The sequence below is a fragment of the Prosthecobacter sp. genome (genome assembly GCF_044373815.1).
GTDB lineage: Bacteria > Verrucomicrobiota > Verrucomicrobiia > Verrucomicrobiales > Verrucomicrobiaceae > Prosthecobacter.
The window spans coordinates 1-18,160 of the sequence record NZ_JBIPNG010000077.1 but is presented as its reverse complement, the minus strand read 5'-3'; the positions used below and the strand labels follow the sequence as shown (position 1 = coordinate 18,160).

Sequence of the window (18,160 nt, the reverse complement as noted above, 5' to 3'; positions counted from 1 at the left end):
TTTTCACAATCGCCTCACCGGCCAACTCGAAACGGAGGCGGTGTATGGGGAGGGTTTTCTGCGCTTTACCTACGAAAGCCCGCTGGGCGCCCTGCCGCTGCATGCGCTGGTCAAACGGGCGGCTTTTTCCCGCTGGTACGGCAGCCGCATGGACGCCCCGGCCAGCCGGGCAAAAATAGTCCCATTCCTGGCCACCTATGGCCTGGACGTCGGTGAATTCGCCAATGCCCCGGAGTCCTTCCGCACCTTCAACGAATTTTTTTACCGCAAACTCAAGCCGCAGGCACGGCCCATCGCCCCGGGCGACGACGTCATCACTTTTCCTGCGGACGGCCGCCATTTGGTCCTGCCAGACATCACCAGTTGCACCGATTTTTTCATCAAAGGCACCCGCTTTGACCTCCCTGCGCTGCTGCGCGATGCCTCGCTCTCCGAGCGCTTTGCCCACGGCAGCATGCTGATTTCCCGCCTGTGCCCGGTGGACTACCACCGCTTTCATTTCCCCTGCGCCGGCACTCCCGGAGCCGCCCGCCTGATCAATGGCCCGCTGTATTCGGTGAGTCCCATCGCCCTGCGCAGCCGGGCCAGCATTCACTGGGAAAACAAGCGGGAGATCACTGTGCTGCGTACGCCTGGCCTCGGGGATGTGCTGCTGCTCGAAGTCGGCGCCACCTGCGTGGGCTCCATCGTGCAAACTTATACGCCGGGTACCGCCGTCGAAAAAGGGGCTGAAAAAGGCTACTTCCGCTTCGGAGGCTCCTGCTTCATCACGATCTTCGAGCCGGGCAAAATCCAGTTCTCGGACGATTTGATCGAGCACAGCCAAGCTGGGCGCGAAGTCTATGCCCGCATGGGCGATGTGGCGGCTCACGCCCGCGGGTGAAAGCGCCGGTGCACGTCCTTGAGCCGTGCCTGATCCACGTGGGTATAAATCTGCGTGGTGGAGATGTCCGCATGGCCGAGCATTTCCTGGATCACGCGCAGGTCAGCGCCGTTGTTGAGCAGGTGCGTGGCAAAGCTGTGCCGCAGCAGATGCGGATGGACACGGGCGGGATCCATGCCGCAGAGCGCGGCGCGTTCCTTCACGATCTGCTGGATGCGTGCGGTGGTCAGTTTCGTGCCATTGCGTGAGATGAAGATGTGGCTCTGGGATTTTAGCCCCACCAGCTCAGGGCGTGCATACTCCACGTAGGCAGCAATGGCCTCGCGCGCAGCACCGCCAACGGGTGAGAGACGGGTCTTGGAGCCCTTCCCCGTGACGCGAATCCAGCCCTCTTCGAGGCTGAGGTTTTCCAACCGAGCATCGGCCAGCTCCGACAACCGCACACCGCTGGCATAGAACAGCTCCAGGATGGCCCGATCACGCCGATCCAGCGGCGATGTACCGTTTACGGATTCGACGAGCTTGCGCACGTCCTGCTCGTTCAAGGAGTCTGGCAGGTGCTTTTCCTGGCGGGGAGGCAGAATCGGGTCCGCCGGGTCAGAGGGGATGTTTTTGCGCGCGGTGAGCCAGCGGAAGAAGATTTTGACGGCGATGAGTTCGACCCGGGCCGAGGAGGCCGCGATGCCGTCTCTTTTTCTTTGGGCCAGAAAGCCGCTCACGTGCTCCGTCGTCACGGCAGCCGCGCTGGCGGAATCGTGCCTGACCTTAAACCACGAGGCAAACGCCTCCAGCACCCGGCGCACCAGGAGCTGATAGTTCGTGGACAGACCCCGCTCGGTCGCCAGGTGGAGGATGAAGCCATCGATAAGTTCCAGCATCGGCCTCTAGAGTGGCACGGAATTGCACGTCACGAGAATGACAAAATTCTTGCCCTCAGGCGCGGCGGGCGGCAAAGATGCCCCATTATGGCCTCCTACAACAAAGTCATGCTCATCGGCAATCTGACCCGCGACCCCGAAGTGCGCTACACGCCCAAAGGCAGCGCGGTGTGCGACATCGGTCTTGCCGTGAACCGTGTGTACACCTCCGACAGTGGTGAGAAGGTGGAGGAAGTCACTTTTGTGGACGTCGTCCTCTGGGCCAAGATGGCCGAACTCGCTGGCAAGTATCTGAAGAAAGGCCGCCCGGTCTTCATCGAAGGCCGCCTGCAGATGGATTCCTGGGAAGACAAGCAAACCGGCCAGAAGCGCACCCGCATGCGCGTCGTGGGCGAGCAGATGCAATTCCTTGGCAGCCCTGGTGGCGACCGTGCTCCAGCCGGCGGTGGTGGCGATGACGAAGGTGGCTACTCCGGCGGTGGTGGCGGAGGAGGAGGTGGCGGCGGTTACAACCGTCCTGCAGCCCGTCCGGGCCAGCGCCCAGCTCCAGCCCAACAGCAGCGCCCGGCCCAGCGCCAAGCCCCGCCTCCGCAGAACGATGACTTCGGTGAAGGCCCGATCACCGACGGCATGGAAGACGACGACATTCCGTTTTGAGAAATGAAGCAGGCGTTTTGCCCTGCTTGATTGGAAGAGAACCTGCTCCTGAGCCGTTATTTGCGGCCCCGTGAATTGCTCCGTCCCCAGCTTGGTTTGTGCGCTCAGCGCCGTCGCTTTGTCGTCGGCGTCTGCCGCCGAGACTGTGTCCTTCCGCAACGACGTGATGGCCGCCATTTCCAAAGCAGGCTGCAACCTGGGCACCTGCCATGGCAATGCGACGGGCAAAGGCGGCTTCAAACTTTCGCTGCGCGGACAGGATCCTGATCTCGATTTCAAAGCGCTAGCCCGGGATGCCTCCGGCCGCCGCGTGGATGTCTTCGCGCCGGAGCGCAGCCTGATCCTGGTCAAAGGTGCGAATCAGATCGCCCACGAAGGCGGCAAGAAGCTTGATCCCAAGGCCTGGGAATACCAGGTGCTGCGGAACTGGATCGCCGCTGGTCTGCCGCGTGATGACAGCACGGCACCGAAAGTCACCAAGCTCGCCGTCACTCCCACCGAGCTCGTTTTGGACGAGCCGCAGGACAAGGTGCAGATCAAAGTGCAGGCGACGTTTGCTGACGGCACGCAGCGCGACATCACTGACCATGCGATCTATGAGCCGCTGCAAAACGGACTCGTTGATGTGAGCAAGAGCGGGCTGGTGAAGCGCCTGCAGTTTGGCGAGCCAGGCGTGCTGGTGCGCTTCCTGAATCAATCGGTGCCCGTGCGGCTGACGTTTGTGAAAGCGAATCCCGCCTTTGTGTGGAGCAAGCCGCGCCGTGACAACTACATCGACTCGCACGTCTTCAACAAGCTCAAGACGCTGCGCATGAACCCCAGCGCGGTGTGCAGTGATGAGGTCTTCATTCGCCGTGCCTGGCTCGATCTCTGCGGCATGATTCCGCCTGCGGATGAAGCCCGTGCCTTTGAGGCCGACACGCACCGCGACAAACACGCGCGCTTGATTGACCGCCTGATGGTGCGGCCGGAGTTCGCCGATTACTGGACGCTTAAGTGGTCCGATGTCCTCAAGGTCGAATCCCGAACGCTGGACAAAACCGGGGTGCAGGCCTTTCACGACTGGATTCGCGATGGCATCACGCGAAACCGCCCCATCAATGAAATGGTGCGCGCCATGCTTGCCTCCCGTGGCAGCACCTATCACGAGCCCGAGACGAATTTCTACCGCGCCAATCGCACCCCGGAGCTGCGTGCCACCACGGCGGCGCAAGTTTTCCTCGGCACACGCCTCCAGTGTGCGCAGTGCCACAACCACCCCTTTGACCGCTGGACGCAGGACGACTACTACAACTGGTCAGCCGTCTTTGCGCAGGTGGACTACAAGATCATCGGCGACATCAAACCCCGTGATAAAAACGACAAGCATGAGTTCAACGGAGAGCAGGTGGTCTTTCTCAATGCCAAGCTGAACATCGAAAACCCGCGCACTGGAGACAAGGCCAAGGCCCGGTTCCTCGGCGCGGACATGCCCAAGCTCGCCGAGAAGGAGGACGAACTGCAGGCGGCAGCCAACTGGCTCACCAGCGCACAGCATCCTTTGTTTGCCAAAGCACAGGCCAACCGCATCTGGTATCATCTCATGGGTCGTGGTCTGGTCGATCCCGTGGATGACATGCGTCTCACGAATCCCGCCAGCCATCCACAGCTCCTCGAAGAACTCGCCCAGGATTTCATCCGCAGCGGTTTTGATCTGCGGCACCTCATTCGCACCATCATGCTGAGCCGCACCTACCAGCTGGACAGCACGCCGAACGAGACGAACGCCACCGATCTCATCAACTACTCACACCACCTGCCCCGCCGCCTCAGCGCCGAGCAGCTGATTGATTCGCTCTACTCTTCGATGCGTGTCACGCCGGATTTCAATGGCTGGAGCCGCGGCACACGCGCCAGCCAGATCCCCGGCCCCGACAATGGCCGTGGTAGTCCCAATCCCACATCACCCGAGGCATTCCTCGCCCAGTTTGGCCGCCCGAAACGCGAGCTAAGCTGCGAATGCGAACGCGCTGCGGACACTTCCATCGGCCAGATTTTCCAGTTCATCAGCGGCCCTATCGTCAGCAATGTCGTCTCCCAGAAATACAACCGACTCGGCTCGCTGCTCAAGAACCCTGACAACGTTGCCGTCACCCGCGATCTCTACTGGGCCATCCTGACCCGTGCCCCCACCGCCGACGAAGCCAAGGTCATGGAAGCCCTTCTCGCCTCCGCCAAAGACCGGCGCCTCGCGCTGGAGGACATCACCTGGAGTCTGGTGAATGCGAAAGAGTTTTTGCTCGCCCGATAAGCACGCCGCTTCGTGCTGGATGACGGCTGGAGCCTGGACCGTTACCGCATGACAAAGCGGGGGCTTCGTGGCATAACGACGCATGTCTTTCATCCGTCAACGCGTCACCCTCTTCCTCGCAAGTCTGCTCGCCGCAGCGGCACTGTCCTCCTGCACGGAAGGCAATCTCGGCCGGCTTCACCATGTGCGCACGGGGGCCATCGGCATCGATCCCACCGGGAGTCATCCGGGTGATCGTCCGCTGACCCATTTCAAATCTGAAACCCCCGAGGAACTGCGCGTGCATCAGGCGGTGCGTCGCGGAGTGGAGCGTGCGTTGGATGACAGCCGCGCCTTCAGCTATGTGCCCTTTGCCCAGATGAAGCAGACCCCGAAGAGCCTGAACATTGCGAACCAGCGCCGCGAGGTCCAAAAATTCGCCGCTGCCAATCATCTCAAGGCCATCATCCGCGTCTGGGCCACCCCTGACTTCAAGCAGCAGAGTGTCAGTGTTGGTTTCCTGACCCATGCGAGCAGCGGCAAAGCCATCGCCAGCAGTCTCGCGATGGCATCGGGACCGGTGCCTCCGCTGAAAAACCCCACTGCCCGTGCATCACTCACGACCTGGGAAAAGACTGCCTACGAGGCCACGAAAAAGGCCCTCGCCAAAGTGCGCGGCTGAAACGCCTGAGGATTTTGCATTTGTTGGTTCCCGCTGTGTCTCGCGATTGACGTGAGAACGAGCCGCCGCACGACGTACTGATGCGCCTCATGAAACCAGCCATCCTCCTCGCCCTATTAGTCAGCACCTCGCTGCTCGCCCAAACTGCCGCACCCAAAGCGCCTGCTCCTGCGGCCAAAGCCAAAGGCCCGACCATTCCTGCGGATGCGCAGTGGCATGATGTGACGAGCTGGGGTGTGGAAGGACGCGGATGGGGAGATCAGGAGCGGCTGCGCTGGTTTGACCGTCTCCCGGCGAAGGCTGAAAAAACCGTCACACCTGCTGTGTGGGGCTTGAGCCGCGACAGTGCGGGAATGATGGTACGCTTCAAGACGAACGCGAACACGATTTACTGCCGCTACGATCTCCTCAAAGCGAATCTGGCCATGCCAGCCATGCCTGCCACGGGTGTGAGCGGTCTCGATCTCTATGCGCGTGATGCCGAGGGCAAATGGCGCTGGGTGGCATGCCCGAAGCCTGACAAGCAGCATGTCGAAGCTGTGATGATCAGCGGCCTGGCACCGGGCGAACATGAATTCGCCGCCTACCTGCCGCTCTACAACGGCATTGAGAAACTGGAGATCGGCGTGCCTGCGGATGCCAAGTTTGAAGGGCTTGCCCCGCGTGAGAAGCCCATCGTTTTCTATGGCACCTCCATCACGCACGGCGCGAATGCCTCCCGCCCTGGCATGGTGCACACCGCCATCCTGGGCCGCCATCTGGATCGTCCGGTCATCAACATTGGATTCTCAGGCAATGGCAAAATGGATGCGGCCGTGGGCGATCTCATCAATGAACTCGATCCTGCCGTCATCGTCATCGACTGCCTGCCCAACATGGGGCCTGCCGATGTCACCGCCAAATGCGTGCCGCTGGTGAAGCAGCTGCGTTCCAAGCACGCCACCACGCCGATCATCCTCGTCGAAGACCGTCGTAACACGAACTCCTGGATCACTCCCGCCAAGGCCAAATTCCATGATGACAACCACGCCGCCCTGAAGACCGCCTACGAGCAGCTCAAAAAGGAGAAAGTCGCCAACCTTCACTACATCGGCGGCGATGCACTCTACGGCACCGATGCCGAAGGCTCCAACGATGCCTCCCACGGCACCGACCTCGGATTCCTGCGTCAGGCGGAGATTTTTGAGCCGGTGCTGCGCAAGGCGCTGAAGTGATCACTTCCCGATCTTATACAGCGCCTTGTCCGTACGGACGAACAGGGCGCTGCCATCGGCGATGGGGCTGGCCATGATCGGGCCGTCGAGGGTGTTCTGGGCGAGGATTTTGAATTCCTTGGCGGCGTTGATGATCGTGACGACACCTTCGCGGCTGCAGAAGTAGAGTTTGCCATCTGCGATCATGGGCGAGGCGCTGAACTTGCCGCCGATGCGCTCGCGGTAAAAGGCCTCGCCGGTTTTCGTGTCCACGCAGCTGACGATGCCACCGTCATCGACGTAGAAGAGAAGGCCGTTGTGCAGCACGGGCGAGCACATCTTGGGAGCGTTCTTGTTGTTGCGCCAGGCGACTTCGGGCGTTTTTAAACCGGCGTATTTGAGAGCGATGACCGCCGATTTGCCGAAGGCGGTGCTGAAATAGATCTGCTGATCGTCGGCCACGGGCACGGTGGACATGGAGAAGCCGAGTTCGCCGTAGTGAATCTTCCAGAGCTCCTGGCCGGTGGTGGGATCGTAGCCGTAGACGTTGTTGGCGGCGGAGCTGACAACCTGCGGCTGGCCATTGATCGTGACGACCAGCGGCGTGCCGTAGGCTTTGCGCTGCTGCGGGCGCGGATCCATGTCGCCGCTGCGGGGTGTTTTCCATGCGACCTTGCCGTTAAGTGTGTCGAATCCGGCAATGAACTGCTGATCGCTGCCGTCGAAATGCGCGATTAATCTGTCGCCAAGCAAGACGGCGGTGGAGCCGGGGCCGTTTTCATGCATGACGTGGAGTTCCTCGTTTTTCCACAGCACCTTCAAGGTTTTTGTATCCAGGGCCACGGTGCCGAAGGAACCGAAGTGTGCGTAGAGCCGGCCCTCTACCAGCACGGGCGAGGGTGAGGCATAGCTGTTGAGCTGATGCGCCCACTGCGGATCCTTCACATTGAGCAGCTCGATGTCATGGAGGACTTTGCCGCTGGTGCGATCCACACACAGGGCATGCAGGCTGACGGAACCCAGCACGGTGAGAGGCTGGTCGCCGGTGTTGGATTCGAGACGGCGTTTGGCCTCCTCGGGAGTGGCTGCTTTTTCGACGGCGGTGGTAAGCCAGATCTGATCGCCCCACATGACGGGTGTTGAATGGCCCCGGCCCGGAAGCTCTGTCTTCCAGGCGATGTTGCTCGTCTCGCTCCACGTTTCCGGCAGGCCGGAGGCGATGGCGTGACCTTGGGCAGAAGGGCCACGCCATTCGGGCCAGTTGCCGGCGTGGGAGGCGGAAGCGAGAACGAGGAGCGGGAGTAGAATGCGGTGAATCATGAGCGAGAAAAAACGTGGCATGCAGCGGCGAACTGTCTTTCACTGGGAATGATCATGCGCATCCCGTTTTTTCTATTTGTTTTCGCCGCCGCATTGCAGGCACAGACTACGGAGCTCGAAACATACGTCGAGGTGCGCTCCGGGGCACTGCCCATCATTCTCACGGTTCCTCACGGCGGCACCTTGAAGCCGGACAACGTGCTGGCGCGGCGCTACGGTGTGACCGGCATTGATTCCAACACCATACCTCTGGCTGAAATGATCATTCAAGAACTGGAGACGCGCTACGGCGGCAAGCCGCACGCGATCATCTCCCGTTTGAGCCGCACGAAGATGGATCCGAACCGCGAGCTCGAAGAAGCCGCGCAGGGTGATCCAACCGCCATCGCAGCCTGGCACCGCTTTCATGACAGCGCCCAAAAAGCCTGTGATACGGTGATGAAAAAGAACGGCGTGGGTCTGCTGCTGGATATTCACGGACACCGCCATCTGGATCAAAGAGTCGAACTGGGTTATTTGGTGAAAGGAGACATCCTCAAGCACTCCGACGCGGAACTGAACGCGGATGCGGCGCTGATCGCCTCCACCAGCATCCGTGATCTGGACAAGCGCTCGCCACAGAGCTTTGCAGAATTGTTGCGCGGGCCGCAGAGTTTGGGCGGTTTGCTGGAGTTCAACGGCTTTCGCTGTCTGCCCAGTCCGTCCAAAGCGAATCCGACCTTCATGGCGGGTTACTTCAGCGGGGTTTATGACGTCGCCGCGCATGGTTCACGCAGTGGCGGTACGGTGAGCGCGATCCAAGTGGAGTGTCCTTGGACCAATGTGCGTGAGACTCCTGAAACTCAGCGCCGCTTCGCCGTGGCGCTGGCGAATTCACTCGGGGTTTACTTTGAGGTTCACTTTGGCCGGAAGCTGAAGTGAGCGTTCGGTCTGCGGCTGCGGTTGCTCAGGATCTGCTTTTTTGAGCTTGTCCCAGCAGCCGTCGGCGATTTCTTTTTGAGCAGTAAAAACGCGGATCTGAGCAGGCGTGCTGGAAGCCCAGTCAATGGGGATGCGCTCATCGCACAACCCCCTACGCTGCAGCCAGCCAAAGAATGCGATGCTGCCGAGAAGGGCCAAATTGAATGGCAGACAGAGCGGCAGCAGGGCCAGGCGCAGCAGGGCTTCCGAGAGCGGTTCCCACAGCAGGGCCATGGCCAGCGTGACGAAGAGCATCCACGCGACGGTCTTGACATTCAGCCGCAGGTAATGGCCGCCGAGGGCCAGTGCGAGAACGATGACGTTCATGGCGAAGGCGGGATCTCCAAAGACCGGCTTCCATGCGGAACCCGCCATGCAGATGAGGATAGCAGTCAAAGCTACGAGAGCGCTGGTGCGTGAATGCCAGAGAATGCCGATGAAGAACCAGACCCAGCAAAGCAGCACACGGGTGGAGGTGAACTGCGTGGTCAGGCTGAGATGACTTCCGAGAAATCCACCCCATGACTTTGCGTACTCCTGAGCTGTGCCTCCAGACAGGGTGGCTGCGAAGCCGATGTAGGCATCCGCAAACAAGGGAGCGCACAAGGCTGCCGTGGTGAAGTGGTGGCGTGCCTCATCAGGATTGCCAGCTTGCAGGGCGCACCAGCCAAGACCGTCCCATGAGTCGGCGAAAAAGGAATCCAATGCGACGGCACGCCGAAACGCCAGTGCGGCATCGTCATAGCGTCCCTGACGGATGCGGCTCCAGCCAAGTCCGTCATAGGCATCTGCGACGCCGATTTTGAGCGAGAGCACGCGTGAGAAAGCTGTCTGTGCACCGGTTTGATCTCCTCGGCGGTACAAACTCCAGCCGAGACCCGCGCAGCGATAGGCCTCCGCCATGTCGGTGCTGACTTCGGTGTTGAGGAAATGTTTCTCGGCTTTTTCAAAGCGGTTGGTGAGCAGTGCGCGCCAGCCGCGCGTGAGCTCGGCATCATGCACGCCAAAGAAAATCAGCGCGGTAAGCGCAGTCCACGCCGCCATGACGTAGGGCAGGCTGAAGAGGACATAGGGAGACTTTTTCTCGTGCATGCGCTCAGCAACGGGCACGAAGAAATACGCCATGCCTGCACAACCGAGCGCGGTAGTGAGCGCCTGCACCCACAGCGGCACCTGCGGAAAAAGATACCACAAGGCACCGAGCAATGCGCCATTCACACTGAAGAGTCCGGTTTTGAGCACGGTGTCATCTTGCGCGCGCCACTGGGCGAGTGCAGTGATGAGGAGGGCTCCGCCGAGGCTCATCAGCGCAGCCTCAAGCGAGAGGACCAACAAGCCGATGAGCACGCACACGCCGGTGATGTGGCTGTTCGCCACGAGCATCTGCCCGTAACCACGCAGGGTGTGGTCGAGCAGGCGCTTCATGCGGCGAGGGGAAGTTCTGAAATCACGAGCGGCACTTTATGCGATCCTGGAGGCGCGGCAATCCTGGAGACGAAGGTGATTTGCAAATCAGCGGCGTCGGCCAGAGCGGCTTCAAGCGCACTTTGCACGCCCTTTTCGACGCGATTGCGCGATGCATCGGCGTCTGCCACAACGCGGACTTCAAGCCTGCCGGGCTGCTTTTGCACGATCTGATACTGAGCCAGGCCGGGCACATCCTCAATGGCATTGATGACGACATACGGCGAAATCAAGGTGCCTGCATGTGAATGGAGCATGGCGGCACTGCGGCCTTCCAGGTGGCGGATGCTGCGCGCCGTGCTACCACATGGGCAGGGTTCCGGCTCCCAGCGGGCCAGATCACCGAGCCCGCGATAGCGCAAGATCGGGGTGGCGGTGTTGGTGAGATCGGTGATGACGATGTGGCCAAGTCCGGTGGTGGGGAGTCCGTGTTCGTCGACGATTTCACAGAGGACATTGGTCTCGGCGATGTGCCAGCGCGAACCGTGCACGCACTGCCAGGCGACGAGCCCGCCCTCGGTGCTGGTGTAGGTCTCGATGAGTCGTGCGTTCGGGAAGATCTGGCCCAGAAGATGCCGCGTGTGGGCATCCAGCATCTCGGAGGTGAGATGGATGAGACGTGTTTTGCTCACAACGCGGTTTTGAGCACGGAGATCGAGTGCGATGGCGCGGAGCGTGGATGGGTAGGATGAAATGAACTCAGGAGCGATGCCCAGGAGTTCGAGCGTGAGTTTGGCAACAGGATCCTGAGCAGAGAGGATGCGCGAATCCGGAACAGTAGTGCGCAGGAGATCGGCGGTGGCGAAGTCGATGCTGTCGCGGGACATATCGACCAGATAGAGGCCATTGCTGAGCGGTTTGCCGTGGCACCAGTCATAGTACAAGGCCGTGTTGCAGGCCATGTAATGCCACAGCGACTCCTCCGTGCGTGCCATGCAGGCGGGGATCCCGGTGGAGCCGGAGGATGCGAGCCAGCGGATGTCACTCTGGTTGTCCTGAGCGATCAAATCCGACCGCGTCGTGCTGCGCAGGTCGGGCTTGGTGAGAATGGGGAGCTTGGACAGATCATCCCAGTCATCGAGCATTGCAGGGGTGAATCCTGCTTCGGCAAAGAGCTTTTGGTAAAGCGGGATGTGGGCGTGGGCATGCTGCACGAGGGAGCGCAGCGTGCGCCACTGGTGCGCCCGGCGCTTCGGCGTGCTCCAGCCGCGTTGTTCAATCACTTGATCAAGCGCGGCATGGAGATGCCGACCGCGGGTGCGAATCTGGGAGGGCGTGTGCATGCCAGTCCTCCTCAATCAACGCTGGCCGGGAGGTGGGCCTGGCGGAAGCCCGTGCGTGATGGCAAAGCCGTCATGCACCATGTAGCCCTCCGGGTTGATCTCCATGAGCTTTTCAAACAAGGGCGCGGCAAGCCGGGCCTGCCCTTGGTTGATCTGCGACCAGCCAAACCAGCTCATGCCGATGGGGTCTTCGGGTTGAAGCTTGTGAGCGCGCTCAAAGTAGACTTCTGCTTTGCGGTAGTCCTGTTGATTGAAGAGAATCTCTCCGGCGATGAGCAGCGTCGGTCGATGGAACTGGTCGATTTTCAGGACTTCCCGGGCTGAGCGGAGAACATCCTCGGTTTTGTTCTGTGCCTGATACACGCTCATCATGCCAAGATGAGGGGTGAGGGCGCGTGGTTCCTGTTTGGCGGCGGTGGTGTAATACTGGACTGCCTTGGTGTAGTCCTTGTTGAGATAGGACAGCCAGCCGGCGCGCACCGCCGCCAGGTAGGTCTCACCACCGGCGCTTTTGAAGGCGAGGACGCTCTCAAGAGCAGCGGCATAATCATTATTGGATTCTTCGGTGAGAGATTTCTGCCAAGCTTCGGCGATGGCGGGGAGCTTGTCGGCGGCGTTCGCAGCAGTGACGCAGGCGAAGGCGAGGATGAGGAGGTGTGTTTTCATGGTTGAGAGGAGAGTGGTTTATTCGGCGTCGCCGTTGGGCAGCGTGGGGGTGAAGCTGGTTTGCGTGAAGGTGCTGTCGTGAGTTTTGAAATGCGCGGTGAGCTGGGAGAGACCGCGCATGGGTTCGAGGGTGAATTCTATTTCACGGGGTAGATCACCTGTGGGATTGGCAATGGTGGTGGCGAGGTGAAGGCGCTGCGTGGTGGGATGCAGTGAGTGGCGGGTGATGACGCGCTGGGTAGGATAGCCCACATAGGGCGCGAAAACGCCCGCCAATGCCCAGCCGTGCTGCTTTGACTGCAAAGCGACACTATCCTCCCAGATCATGCCTCTTTGATAAGCGAATGGAACGGTGGGCATGGCGAACGAAAGCAAGCGCAGGAGCTGCGAATGACCGCCGAGGCTGCTCTGCGTGATCTGCAGGGCGTGCAAACCGAGGACCGCCGTGAGTGATTCTTTGCCACTGCGGAAAAGGTAGCGGCCGGATTCATCCAGTGTGGTGGTGATCGTTTCGAACGAAGTCGATCCCGCTGTGCAAACGCGATAGGTGGCCACGCCAGGGGCAAAATGGGCCAGCGTGCCCAGCACGGTGGTGGATACTGTCGCCGGGGCGATGCGGGCTCCCAATTTGGGCACGCTGGCAAAGTTCCAGCGCACACCCTCGGTGGTGCGCGTGAAAAAGTTCGTGAGACAGAAGGGCGCGGTGGGTGCGCCGGTCTCGTTGGTGGCTTGATTATGCAGATGAATGTGCGGCACAGGGCTGCGGCCGGAATTGCCGCAGTAGCCCAGGAGGTCGCCTGCACCGACACGCTGGCCGGTTTTCACGACGATGCCGTTCTTCATGAAGTGCGCGAGCTTTACGATGCCACCATAATCGAGGCGCAGAATGAGGTGGTTGCCCCAGTTGTTGGCGAAGTTGCAGCCGCCGGGGGCGTTGTCGGCCACGCCGTCGATGACGCGGATGATTTCGCCAGTTCCGGGAGCGCGCACTTCGAGGCCTTGGGAGTAGTAGCGGCTCAAATCGTCATCCCAGCCGGGAGGGCAGGCGTGGTCAGCGGCGTCATGCACTTCAAAATCGAGCGCGTGTTTCCAGTCACCGCGGTGGCTGAGCTTGTCGTCGAAACCCTGGGTCACGGTGACTTCGCGTGCGGTGGGGAGCAGCACATGAGTTTCGCTGCGATGCGGAAAGCGAGCGTTCGCGAGAGCCAGTGAAGCGGCCGCAGCTTCGGGATTGTCGAAGATGCCTGTGGCAGGCAGCAGTGAACCCGGTTTCTCACGCAGGCGCAGGCAGCAGAGCATGCTCCAGATGGTGAGCAGATAAGGCAGCGGCAGGTACTCCCAGCCCGAGCCGCGCAAAAAGTGCTGCACTGCCGCGACATGCAATGCAGCGACGGCACCGGCAACAAAGGCGAGAGCCAAGCTGCTCCAGGACGGCACAAAATAGATCGCGCCAAGCGCCATGCCGGCGAGCAGGTAGTTGTGCCCCGCAAACCAGCCGAGCCAGTGCAGACCGCAGGCTTCGAGCAACTTCACGATGAGAATGCCGCCTGCGTAACCTGCGATGGCATTGATCATGGCGACGCGTGACCAGACGAGGATTGCCAGTGTCACAGCCATGCCGGCCCACACGTTTGGCAGGAACAAAATGGTGCCCATGCTGCGCAGGAAGGCGGTGACTATGAACGGCAGCGCGGGCTCATCAGGCAATCCCATGTCGAGCAGTGTTGTGCCAGCCGCCCAGTGCGGAAAAAATATCAGCAGCGTGCCGAAGGCGACGACAAATGCGACGCTGAGCGGCGGCAGACCGGCGCGCAGGGGAAACCAATGCCACAATGCAGCGGACAGCAGCAGCGTGTAAACCGTGACGACCGCCAGCATGGCCCAGATGGCAGGTGCAGCGAGGCCGGAACCGCGAGTGATCCATGCGACGGCGAGAGCACTCAGGAATACATTGTAGAGAAGCGTGCCGTCCTTTCGCATCGCTGCAGGCAGATGCAGGAGCTTCGCGATGAAACTCCCGAGCAAACAGGCACTGACGGCAAAAGCAAAATATCGCGGCATGAACAGAAGAGCAGCGCACAGCAGCGCACCCGTTTTCCAACTGCTGCAAAGGAAGATGGAGCTGGCGGCGCGTGCGACTTCGAGCAGTGGATTCGTGACTATTTGAAGATGAGGGCGCAGTGATCTGGCGCAAGCCGCCGCTCTCATCATGCTCCTCTTCCACAGAGAAGGCGCATGACCTGGGGCCTCTTCAAGAATGGCCATCACGGGGAGGGTAGATGGGGCTTCTGAGTTCATGGCCGCGAAGGGTTGAGCAGATGTTCCGGCACGCGCTCAAGGCGCTGCACGTAGTCGAGATCTTCGCGCTCGCGTATGACATCGACGCGACCATCCAGGCCGATCATGACCACCGCCGGACGATAGGTGATGAACTGCATGCTCTGCGTGATGTTGTAGGCACCCACGGGATGCATGACGAGGTGATCGCCCGTGGTCATTGCAGGCAGGGAAACCTGCTCGCGGATGACGTCGATGTTCATGCACAGGCAGCCGTAGAGTTTGACGGGGTGCTGGGCGCTCTCACGCTGAGCCTTGGCGGGCTTCACATTGAAGCGATACCAGTTGCCGCTGTAGAGAATGTTGATGCCGGCATCAATGACGTAGGCGGCGCCATTCGACTCTGGCATGTAGGCAGGCGCCTTGGCCGCCTTGCCGGCGAGCGTGATCGGGCCTGAAGCGCCGATTTGCTTCACGGCGACGATGCTGCTGATGAGGTAACCGGCTTCATCGACAAGGGCGCGGCCACTTTCCAAATAGAGACGCGGGCGGCGGTCACGTGGCAGCGTGTTCAACGCACTGGCGATGGCTTCGGCGTATTTTTCGATCGGGGGGACCACCTGCTCGGCAGGCTGATAGGAGTAGTGCAACGTGCTGAGTGAGGGGAAGCCACCGCCGAGGTTCAGATAGCGCAAAGACCAACCGTAGCTCTCACGGCAGCGCTCCATGAGCGTGATGAGCTTCTCCGCAGCGACCTTGTAGGCGTTGGGTTCGAGGATGTAAGTGCCGATGTGTGTGTGCAGTCCCTGCAAACGGAGGCGGCCCTTGCTTTCCGCGATGCGCCGGATCGCACGCCAGGCTTCGCCGTGCTCGACACCAAAGCCAAACTTGCTCCACACGGGCTGGATACCGGCGTCCAGCCAGCAGCGGATGGCGATGTCGACGCTGCGATTTTGTTCCTTCGCGATGGTGTCGAGCAGCAGGAGTTCATCCCAGTTATCGACCTGAATCATCGCACCTTCGCTGATGGCGAGTTCGAGGCCGGCGCGTGTTTTATGCGGCCCGTTGAAGATGATATCCCGCCCGGCCACGCCGTTCCGGCGGGCTTTTTCATATTCGAACTCGCTCACCACTTCGGCGATGGAGCCTTCGCTGTGGAAGACACGACAGATGGCGTTGAGATAGTTCGTTTTGTAGCTCCAGGCGAAGCGTGTGTTGGGATAGCGACTTTCAAATGCTTCACGTGCGCGCTGAATTTTCTCACGCAACGTGCGCTCGGAGAAAACGAAGAGCGGCGAACCGAAGCGTGCGGCGAGGTCCGCCACGGGCACGCCGTCGATGCGTTCGCAGACGTTGCTGTTGAGGCCATGGGCGTGGCGGTTGCGATTGGCGGCGCTGTTCTGGCCACTGAGATGACGAGTGATCGTCGGCGGGGAATAGGGCAGGAGTGTTTGCATGGGAGGATGCGGTGGAAGATTGAAATTAAAGACTGCGGGACGAAGCAGGGTGCGGGATGACTTCGCGCGGCTGACGGAAGAACTGACCGCTCGTGGTGAGGGCGGCGAGGTCGCGAATGTCGCCGGTCATGTCGATGGCATGGCGAATGAAGAACTTGCCTGGGCTGGCGTGGCGCAGCGGCTCGCGCGGCTGCCAGCCTAGGGCGAGCTCCAGAGCAGCAGCGGGCAGATTGCAGTTCAGCGTGGATGGGAAATCACACCAGGCGGGGAAGCGCGGATTGATCTCGATGAGGCAGTATTCGCCTTTGGGGCCTTCGGATTTGACGAACTCGAGTTCGAAGGGGCCATTCCAGCGCAGTTCCGCGATGAGCGATTGCGCAACGGCATCGAGCTGCGGATCCCGCACCACCATGCCGCCGAAGCCTTTGCCCATGGCGGTGCGGAGCATCTTGCGGATGGAGCAGGAGCCGAGAATGTGACCACGGCCATCGCCCAGGCCAATAACGTTGTATTCCTCTCCCAGCACATTTTCCTGCACAAGCACGGGCGCGCCCCATTGCTCCAGCATGTGCCAGTAGGCTGCTTCGCGTGCGGCAGGCGTGATGGCGTGCCGGGCTTCGTAGTAGCGGCCTTTGACGAAGACGTTGCCGCCGAGGGTCACTGCCGCCTGATGGAGTGAGTTCACATCACTCACAGCGATGGTCTGCGGTGTGCGGCAGTGCGTGCGTGCGCACAGTTCGTCGAGTTTTGATTTATCGCGGCATTTGAAACTCGCGGCGGTTGGCAGGCAGGCATGGATGCCGCGCTCGCGAAGTTTTTCGGGGGCATCGACCAGCGGCCCCATCTCAGCATCGAGGCAGGGAATCAAAACATCGAAGCGTTCGATCTCACGGATCGCATCAAGCCGCTGCCAGAAGGCTTCTTCACCCGCGCCGGGGTAGGACATGGTGAAGGCGGCGTCTGGGGCGTCTTCTTCGCTGAAGAGGCCGCTCTCGAGTGAATCATAAACAAGACCAATGATGCGCAGTTCCGGGTAAACGCGGCGCAGGCTGCGAATGACGGCGGAACCAGGCTGGGGATTCTCACCGCGATGAAGGCCGGTGACGGCGATGACAGGGGAAGCATTCATGGGAGGACTATGCGTGGTTGGGTGGAACTCAGTTTGATTCCGGGGTCAGGCCGATGTGGACGAGTTCGGCGAGGAAGGATTCCAGATCGCGCTCCGCTGTGCTGCGGGCGACTTCGAAGCGCGCCGTGAGGCGGTCGAGGATCTGCTGGCGCAGCATGCCCTCGCTCAAGGCCTGCATGACGATGAGAGCCGTCGGGCTGGCGGTGAAAAATTCGCCACTGGTGGCATCAAAGCCAAAACCGTCAGCCTGCCAGGTGACGGTTTGGAAATGGAAGGAAGCCAGTTCGGCGTGCGGAGCCACAACGGGAGCAGCGACCATGGCAGGATCCATGGCATGCGGCTGACCGTTGTGGCGAATCTGAGTGGGAAGAGGCGCGAGTTTCATTGTGGTGGATGATTGAATCACACCACATAGAAACCCGGCCGGTTAACACCACGACAGGAGCCAAGATGAATATGCGTTTATTTTTGCCGTTATCTGGCAGGAATTCGGTCAGGCGGTGCCTTATTGAAGTACTCCTGATCCGTCGCATCGAGCTTGATCAGCATTTCCTGCGCATTCCGGCGCTGGTCATGCCAGACATGGTCCGGATCCGTGGGCCAGTTCCAGGTGCTGCGCTGCTTGGTTTCCAGTACAAACTCGGCGCTGCCTTCAGAGAGGCTCTTGAAGAGCGCCCTGCGGCTGTCCTTGTTCTTGATCGCTTCTCTGAGCAGCTCGTTTTCCTTCACCATGCCGGCATACTTTTCCCGGATTTCCAGAAGCCTTGCCAGCTGCTGCTGACTTTCCGCCTCCTTGCGTGCATTGTAGTAGCGGAAGCTCGCCCACCACGTGGTAGCGGGCACCAGCAGGGCGGCGATCAACATCACCCCCCTGAATAATATTGAGGATGTCGTTTTCATTGGGAAATGAATTCCTTTTTTTCGTGTCCTGCAAGCCCTGCTTTAGAAGCAGAGTTGACGCCCCGCCACCGAGCGCGTAGCCATCGTCCCCTATGAGCACCACACGCACACAGGGCATTTCGCTGATCACAGCCACGGCGGT

General features: G+C 60.6%; 16 protein-coding genes. 6 read left to right on the top strand and 10 right to left on the bottom strand.

Going from position 1 to position 18,160, the window contains the following annotated elements; genetic code table 11:
* On the top strand, window positions 1-883 hold an 883-nt coding region (locus tag ACIREA_RS09135), incomplete at its 5' end, for a phosphatidylserine decarboxylase (protein ID WP_397381954.1).
* On the opposite strand, the gene ACIREA_RS09130 is transcribed toward ACIREA_RS09135, so the two are convergent.
* Window positions 868-1,761: a tyrosine recombinase gene (locus ACIREA_RS09130; protein WP_397381953.1), complete on the bottom strand. Its 894-nt coding sequence runs from the start codon at window positions 1,759-1,761 to the stop codon at window positions 868-870. The genes ACIREA_RS09135 and ACIREA_RS09130 overlap by 16 nt on opposite strands.
* An 87-nt stretch (window positions 1,762-1,848) precedes the next feature.
* Between ACIREA_RS09130 and ACIREA_RS09125 the strand changes: the two genes are divergently transcribed.
* The 4 genes from ACIREA_RS09125 (at window position 1,849) to ACIREA_RS09110 (ending at window position 6,583) form a co-directional block, all read left to right on the top strand.
* Window positions 1,849-2,418: a single-stranded DNA-binding protein gene (locus ACIREA_RS09125; RefSeq protein WP_397381952.1), complete on the top strand. Its 570-nt coding sequence runs from the start codon at window positions 1,849-1,851 to the stop codon at window positions 2,416-2,418.
* A gap of 70 nt (window positions 2,419-2,488) precedes the next feature.
* Window positions 2,489-4,708, top strand: a complete 2,220-nt coding sequence (locus ACIREA_RS09120; protein ID WP_397381951.1) for a DUF1549 and DUF1553 domain-containing protein — start codon at window positions 2,489-2,491, stop codon at window positions 4,706-4,708.
* Window positions 4,709-4,790: 82 nt separating this feature from the next.
* Window positions 4,791-5,369, top strand: coding sequence for a hypothetical protein (locus ACIREA_RS09115; protein ID WP_397381950.1), 579 nt, complete (start codon window positions 4,791-4,793; stop codon window positions 5,367-5,369).
* An 89-nt stretch (window positions 5,370-5,458) separates the two neighbouring features.
* Complete coding sequence (locus ACIREA_RS09110) at window positions 5,459-6,583, top strand: SGNH/GDSL hydrolase family protein (RefSeq protein ID WP_397381949.1); 1,125 nt, start codon at window positions 5,459-5,461, stop codon at window positions 6,581-6,583.
* Here the strand turns inward: ACIREA_RS09110 and ACIREA_RS09105 are convergent, their stop codons facing one another.
* Window positions 6,584-7,903, bottom strand: a complete 1,320-nt coding sequence (locus ACIREA_RS09105) for a PQQ-binding-like beta-propeller repeat protein (RefSeq protein ID WP_397381948.1) — start codon at window positions 7,901-7,903, stop codon at window positions 6,584-6,586. It lies immediately after the preceding gene.
* A 33-nt stretch (window positions 7,904-7,936) separates the two neighbouring features.
* Here ACIREA_RS09105 and ACIREA_RS09100 point away from each other — a divergent pair, with 33 nt between their 5' ends.
* Complete coding sequence (locus ACIREA_RS09100; protein ID WP_397381947.1) at window positions 7,937-8,803, top strand: hypothetical protein; 867 nt, start codon at window positions 7,937-7,939, stop codon at window positions 8,801-8,803.
* Here the strand turns inward: ACIREA_RS09100 and ACIREA_RS09095 are convergent.
* The 8 genes from ACIREA_RS09095 to ACIREA_RS09060 form a co-directional block, all read right to left on the bottom strand.
* On the bottom strand, window positions 8,756-10,267 hold the full coding sequence (locus ACIREA_RS09095; RefSeq protein ID WP_397381946.1) for an urea transporter: 1,512 nt from the start codon (window positions 10,265-10,267) through the stop codon (window positions 8,756-8,758). The two genes, ACIREA_RS09100 and ACIREA_RS09095, sit on opposite strands and share 48 nt — an antisense overlap.
* Window positions 10,264-11,589 (bottom strand): phenylacetate--CoA ligase family protein, encoded by a 1,326-nt coding sequence (locus tag ACIREA_RS09090; RefSeq protein WP_397381945.1) that lies wholly within the window; start codon window positions 11,587-11,589, stop codon window positions 10,264-10,266. Before ACIREA_RS09090 ends, ACIREA_RS09095 begins: the two co-directional genes overlap by 4 nt.
* Window positions 11,590-11,604: 15 nt before the next feature.
* On the bottom strand, window positions 11,605-12,255 hold the full coding sequence (locus ACIREA_RS09085) for a tetratricopeptide repeat protein (protein WP_397381944.1): 651 nt from the start codon (window positions 12,253-12,255) through the stop codon (window positions 11,605-11,607).
* 18 nt (window positions 12,256-12,273) lie between these two features.
* Window positions 12,274-14,553, bottom strand: coding sequence for an urea transporter (locus ACIREA_RS09080; RefSeq protein WP_397381943.1), 2,280 nt, complete (start codon window positions 14,551-14,553; stop codon window positions 12,274-12,276).
* Window positions 14,550-15,989: a diaminopimelate decarboxylase gene (locus tag ACIREA_RS09075; protein WP_397381942.1), complete on the bottom strand. Its 1,440-nt coding sequence runs from the start codon at window positions 15,987-15,989 to the stop codon at window positions 14,550-14,552. Before ACIREA_RS09075 ends, ACIREA_RS09080 begins: the two co-directional genes overlap by 4 nt.
* 25 nt (window positions 15,990-16,014) lie before the next feature.
* Window positions 16,015-17,118, bottom strand: coding sequence for a biotin carboxylase (locus ACIREA_RS09070; RefSeq protein ID WP_397381941.1), 1,104 nt, complete (start codon window positions 17,116-17,118; stop codon window positions 16,015-16,017).
* Between the two features lie 28 nt (window positions 17,119-17,146).
* A complete protein-coding gene (locus ACIREA_RS09065) occupies window positions 17,147-17,503 on the bottom strand; it encodes a PqqD family protein (protein ID WP_397381940.1) in 357 nt (118 codons plus the stop codon).
* Window positions 17,504-17,592: 89 nt separating this feature from the next.
* Window positions 17,593-17,982, bottom strand: coding sequence for a hypothetical protein (locus ACIREA_RS09060; RefSeq protein WP_397381939.1), 390 nt, complete (start codon window positions 17,980-17,982; stop codon window positions 17,593-17,595).
* Between the last annotated feature and the right edge of the window lie 178 nt (window positions 17,983-18,160).

What these genes read in the sequence shown, in the direction of transcription:
- ACIREA_RS09060 (WP_397381939.1), bottom strand. Translation starts at nt 17,982, where the DNA reads ATGTTGATCGCCGCCCTGCTGGTGCCCGCTACCACGTGGTGGGCGAGC.
- ACIREA_RS09115 (WP_397381950.1), top strand. Translation starts at nt 4,791, where the DNA reads ATGTCTTTCATCCGTCAACGCGTCACCCTCTTCCTCGCAAGTCTGCTC.
- ACIREA_RS09085 (WP_397381944.1), bottom strand. Translation starts at nt 12,255, where the DNA reads ATGAAAACACACCTCCTCATCCTCGCCTTCGCCTGCGTCACTGCTGCG.
- ACIREA_RS09090 (WP_397381945.1), bottom strand. Translation starts at nt 11,589, where the DNA reads ATGCACACGCCCTCCCAGATTCGCACCCGCGGTCGGCATCTCCATGCC.
- ACIREA_RS09130 (WP_397381953.1), bottom strand. Translation starts at nt 1,761, where the DNA reads ATGCTGGAACTTATCGATGGCTTCATCCTCCACCTGGCGACCGAGCGG.
- ACIREA_RS09105 (WP_397381948.1), bottom strand. Translation starts at nt 7,903, where the DNA reads ATGCCACGTTTTTTCTCGCTCATGATTCACCGCATTCTACTCCCGCTC.
- ACIREA_RS09125 (WP_397381952.1), top strand. Translation starts at nt 1,849, where the DNA reads ATGGCCTCCTACAACAAAGTCATGCTCATCGGCAATCTGACCCGCGAC.
- ACIREA_RS09080 (WP_397381943.1), bottom strand. Translation starts at nt 14,553, where the DNA reads ATGAACTCAGAAGCCCCATCTACCCTCCCCGTGATGGCCATTCTTGAA.
- ACIREA_RS09065 (WP_397381940.1), bottom strand. Translation starts at nt 17,503, where the DNA reads ATGAAACTCGCGCCTCTTCCCACTCAGATTCGCCACAACGGTCAGCCG.
- ACIREA_RS09070 (WP_397381941.1), bottom strand. Translation starts at nt 17,118, where the DNA reads ATGAATGCTTCCCCTGTCATCGCCGTCACCGGCCTTCATCGCGGTGAG.
- ACIREA_RS09075 (WP_397381942.1), bottom strand. Translation starts at nt 15,989, where the DNA reads ATGCAAACACTCCTGCCCTATTCCCCGCCGACGATCACTCGTCATCTC.
- ACIREA_RS09110 (WP_397381949.1), top strand. Translation starts at nt 5,459, where the DNA reads ATGAAACCAGCCATCCTCCTCGCCCTATTAGTCAGCACCTCGCTGCTC.
- ACIREA_RS09100 (WP_397381947.1), top strand. Translation starts at nt 7,937, where the DNA reads ATGCGCATCCCGTTTTTTCTATTTGTTTTCGCCGCCGCATTGCAGGCA.
- ACIREA_RS09095 (WP_397381946.1), bottom strand. Translation starts at nt 10,267, where the DNA reads ATGAAGCGCCTGCTCGACCACACCCTGCGTGGTTACGGGCAGATGCTC.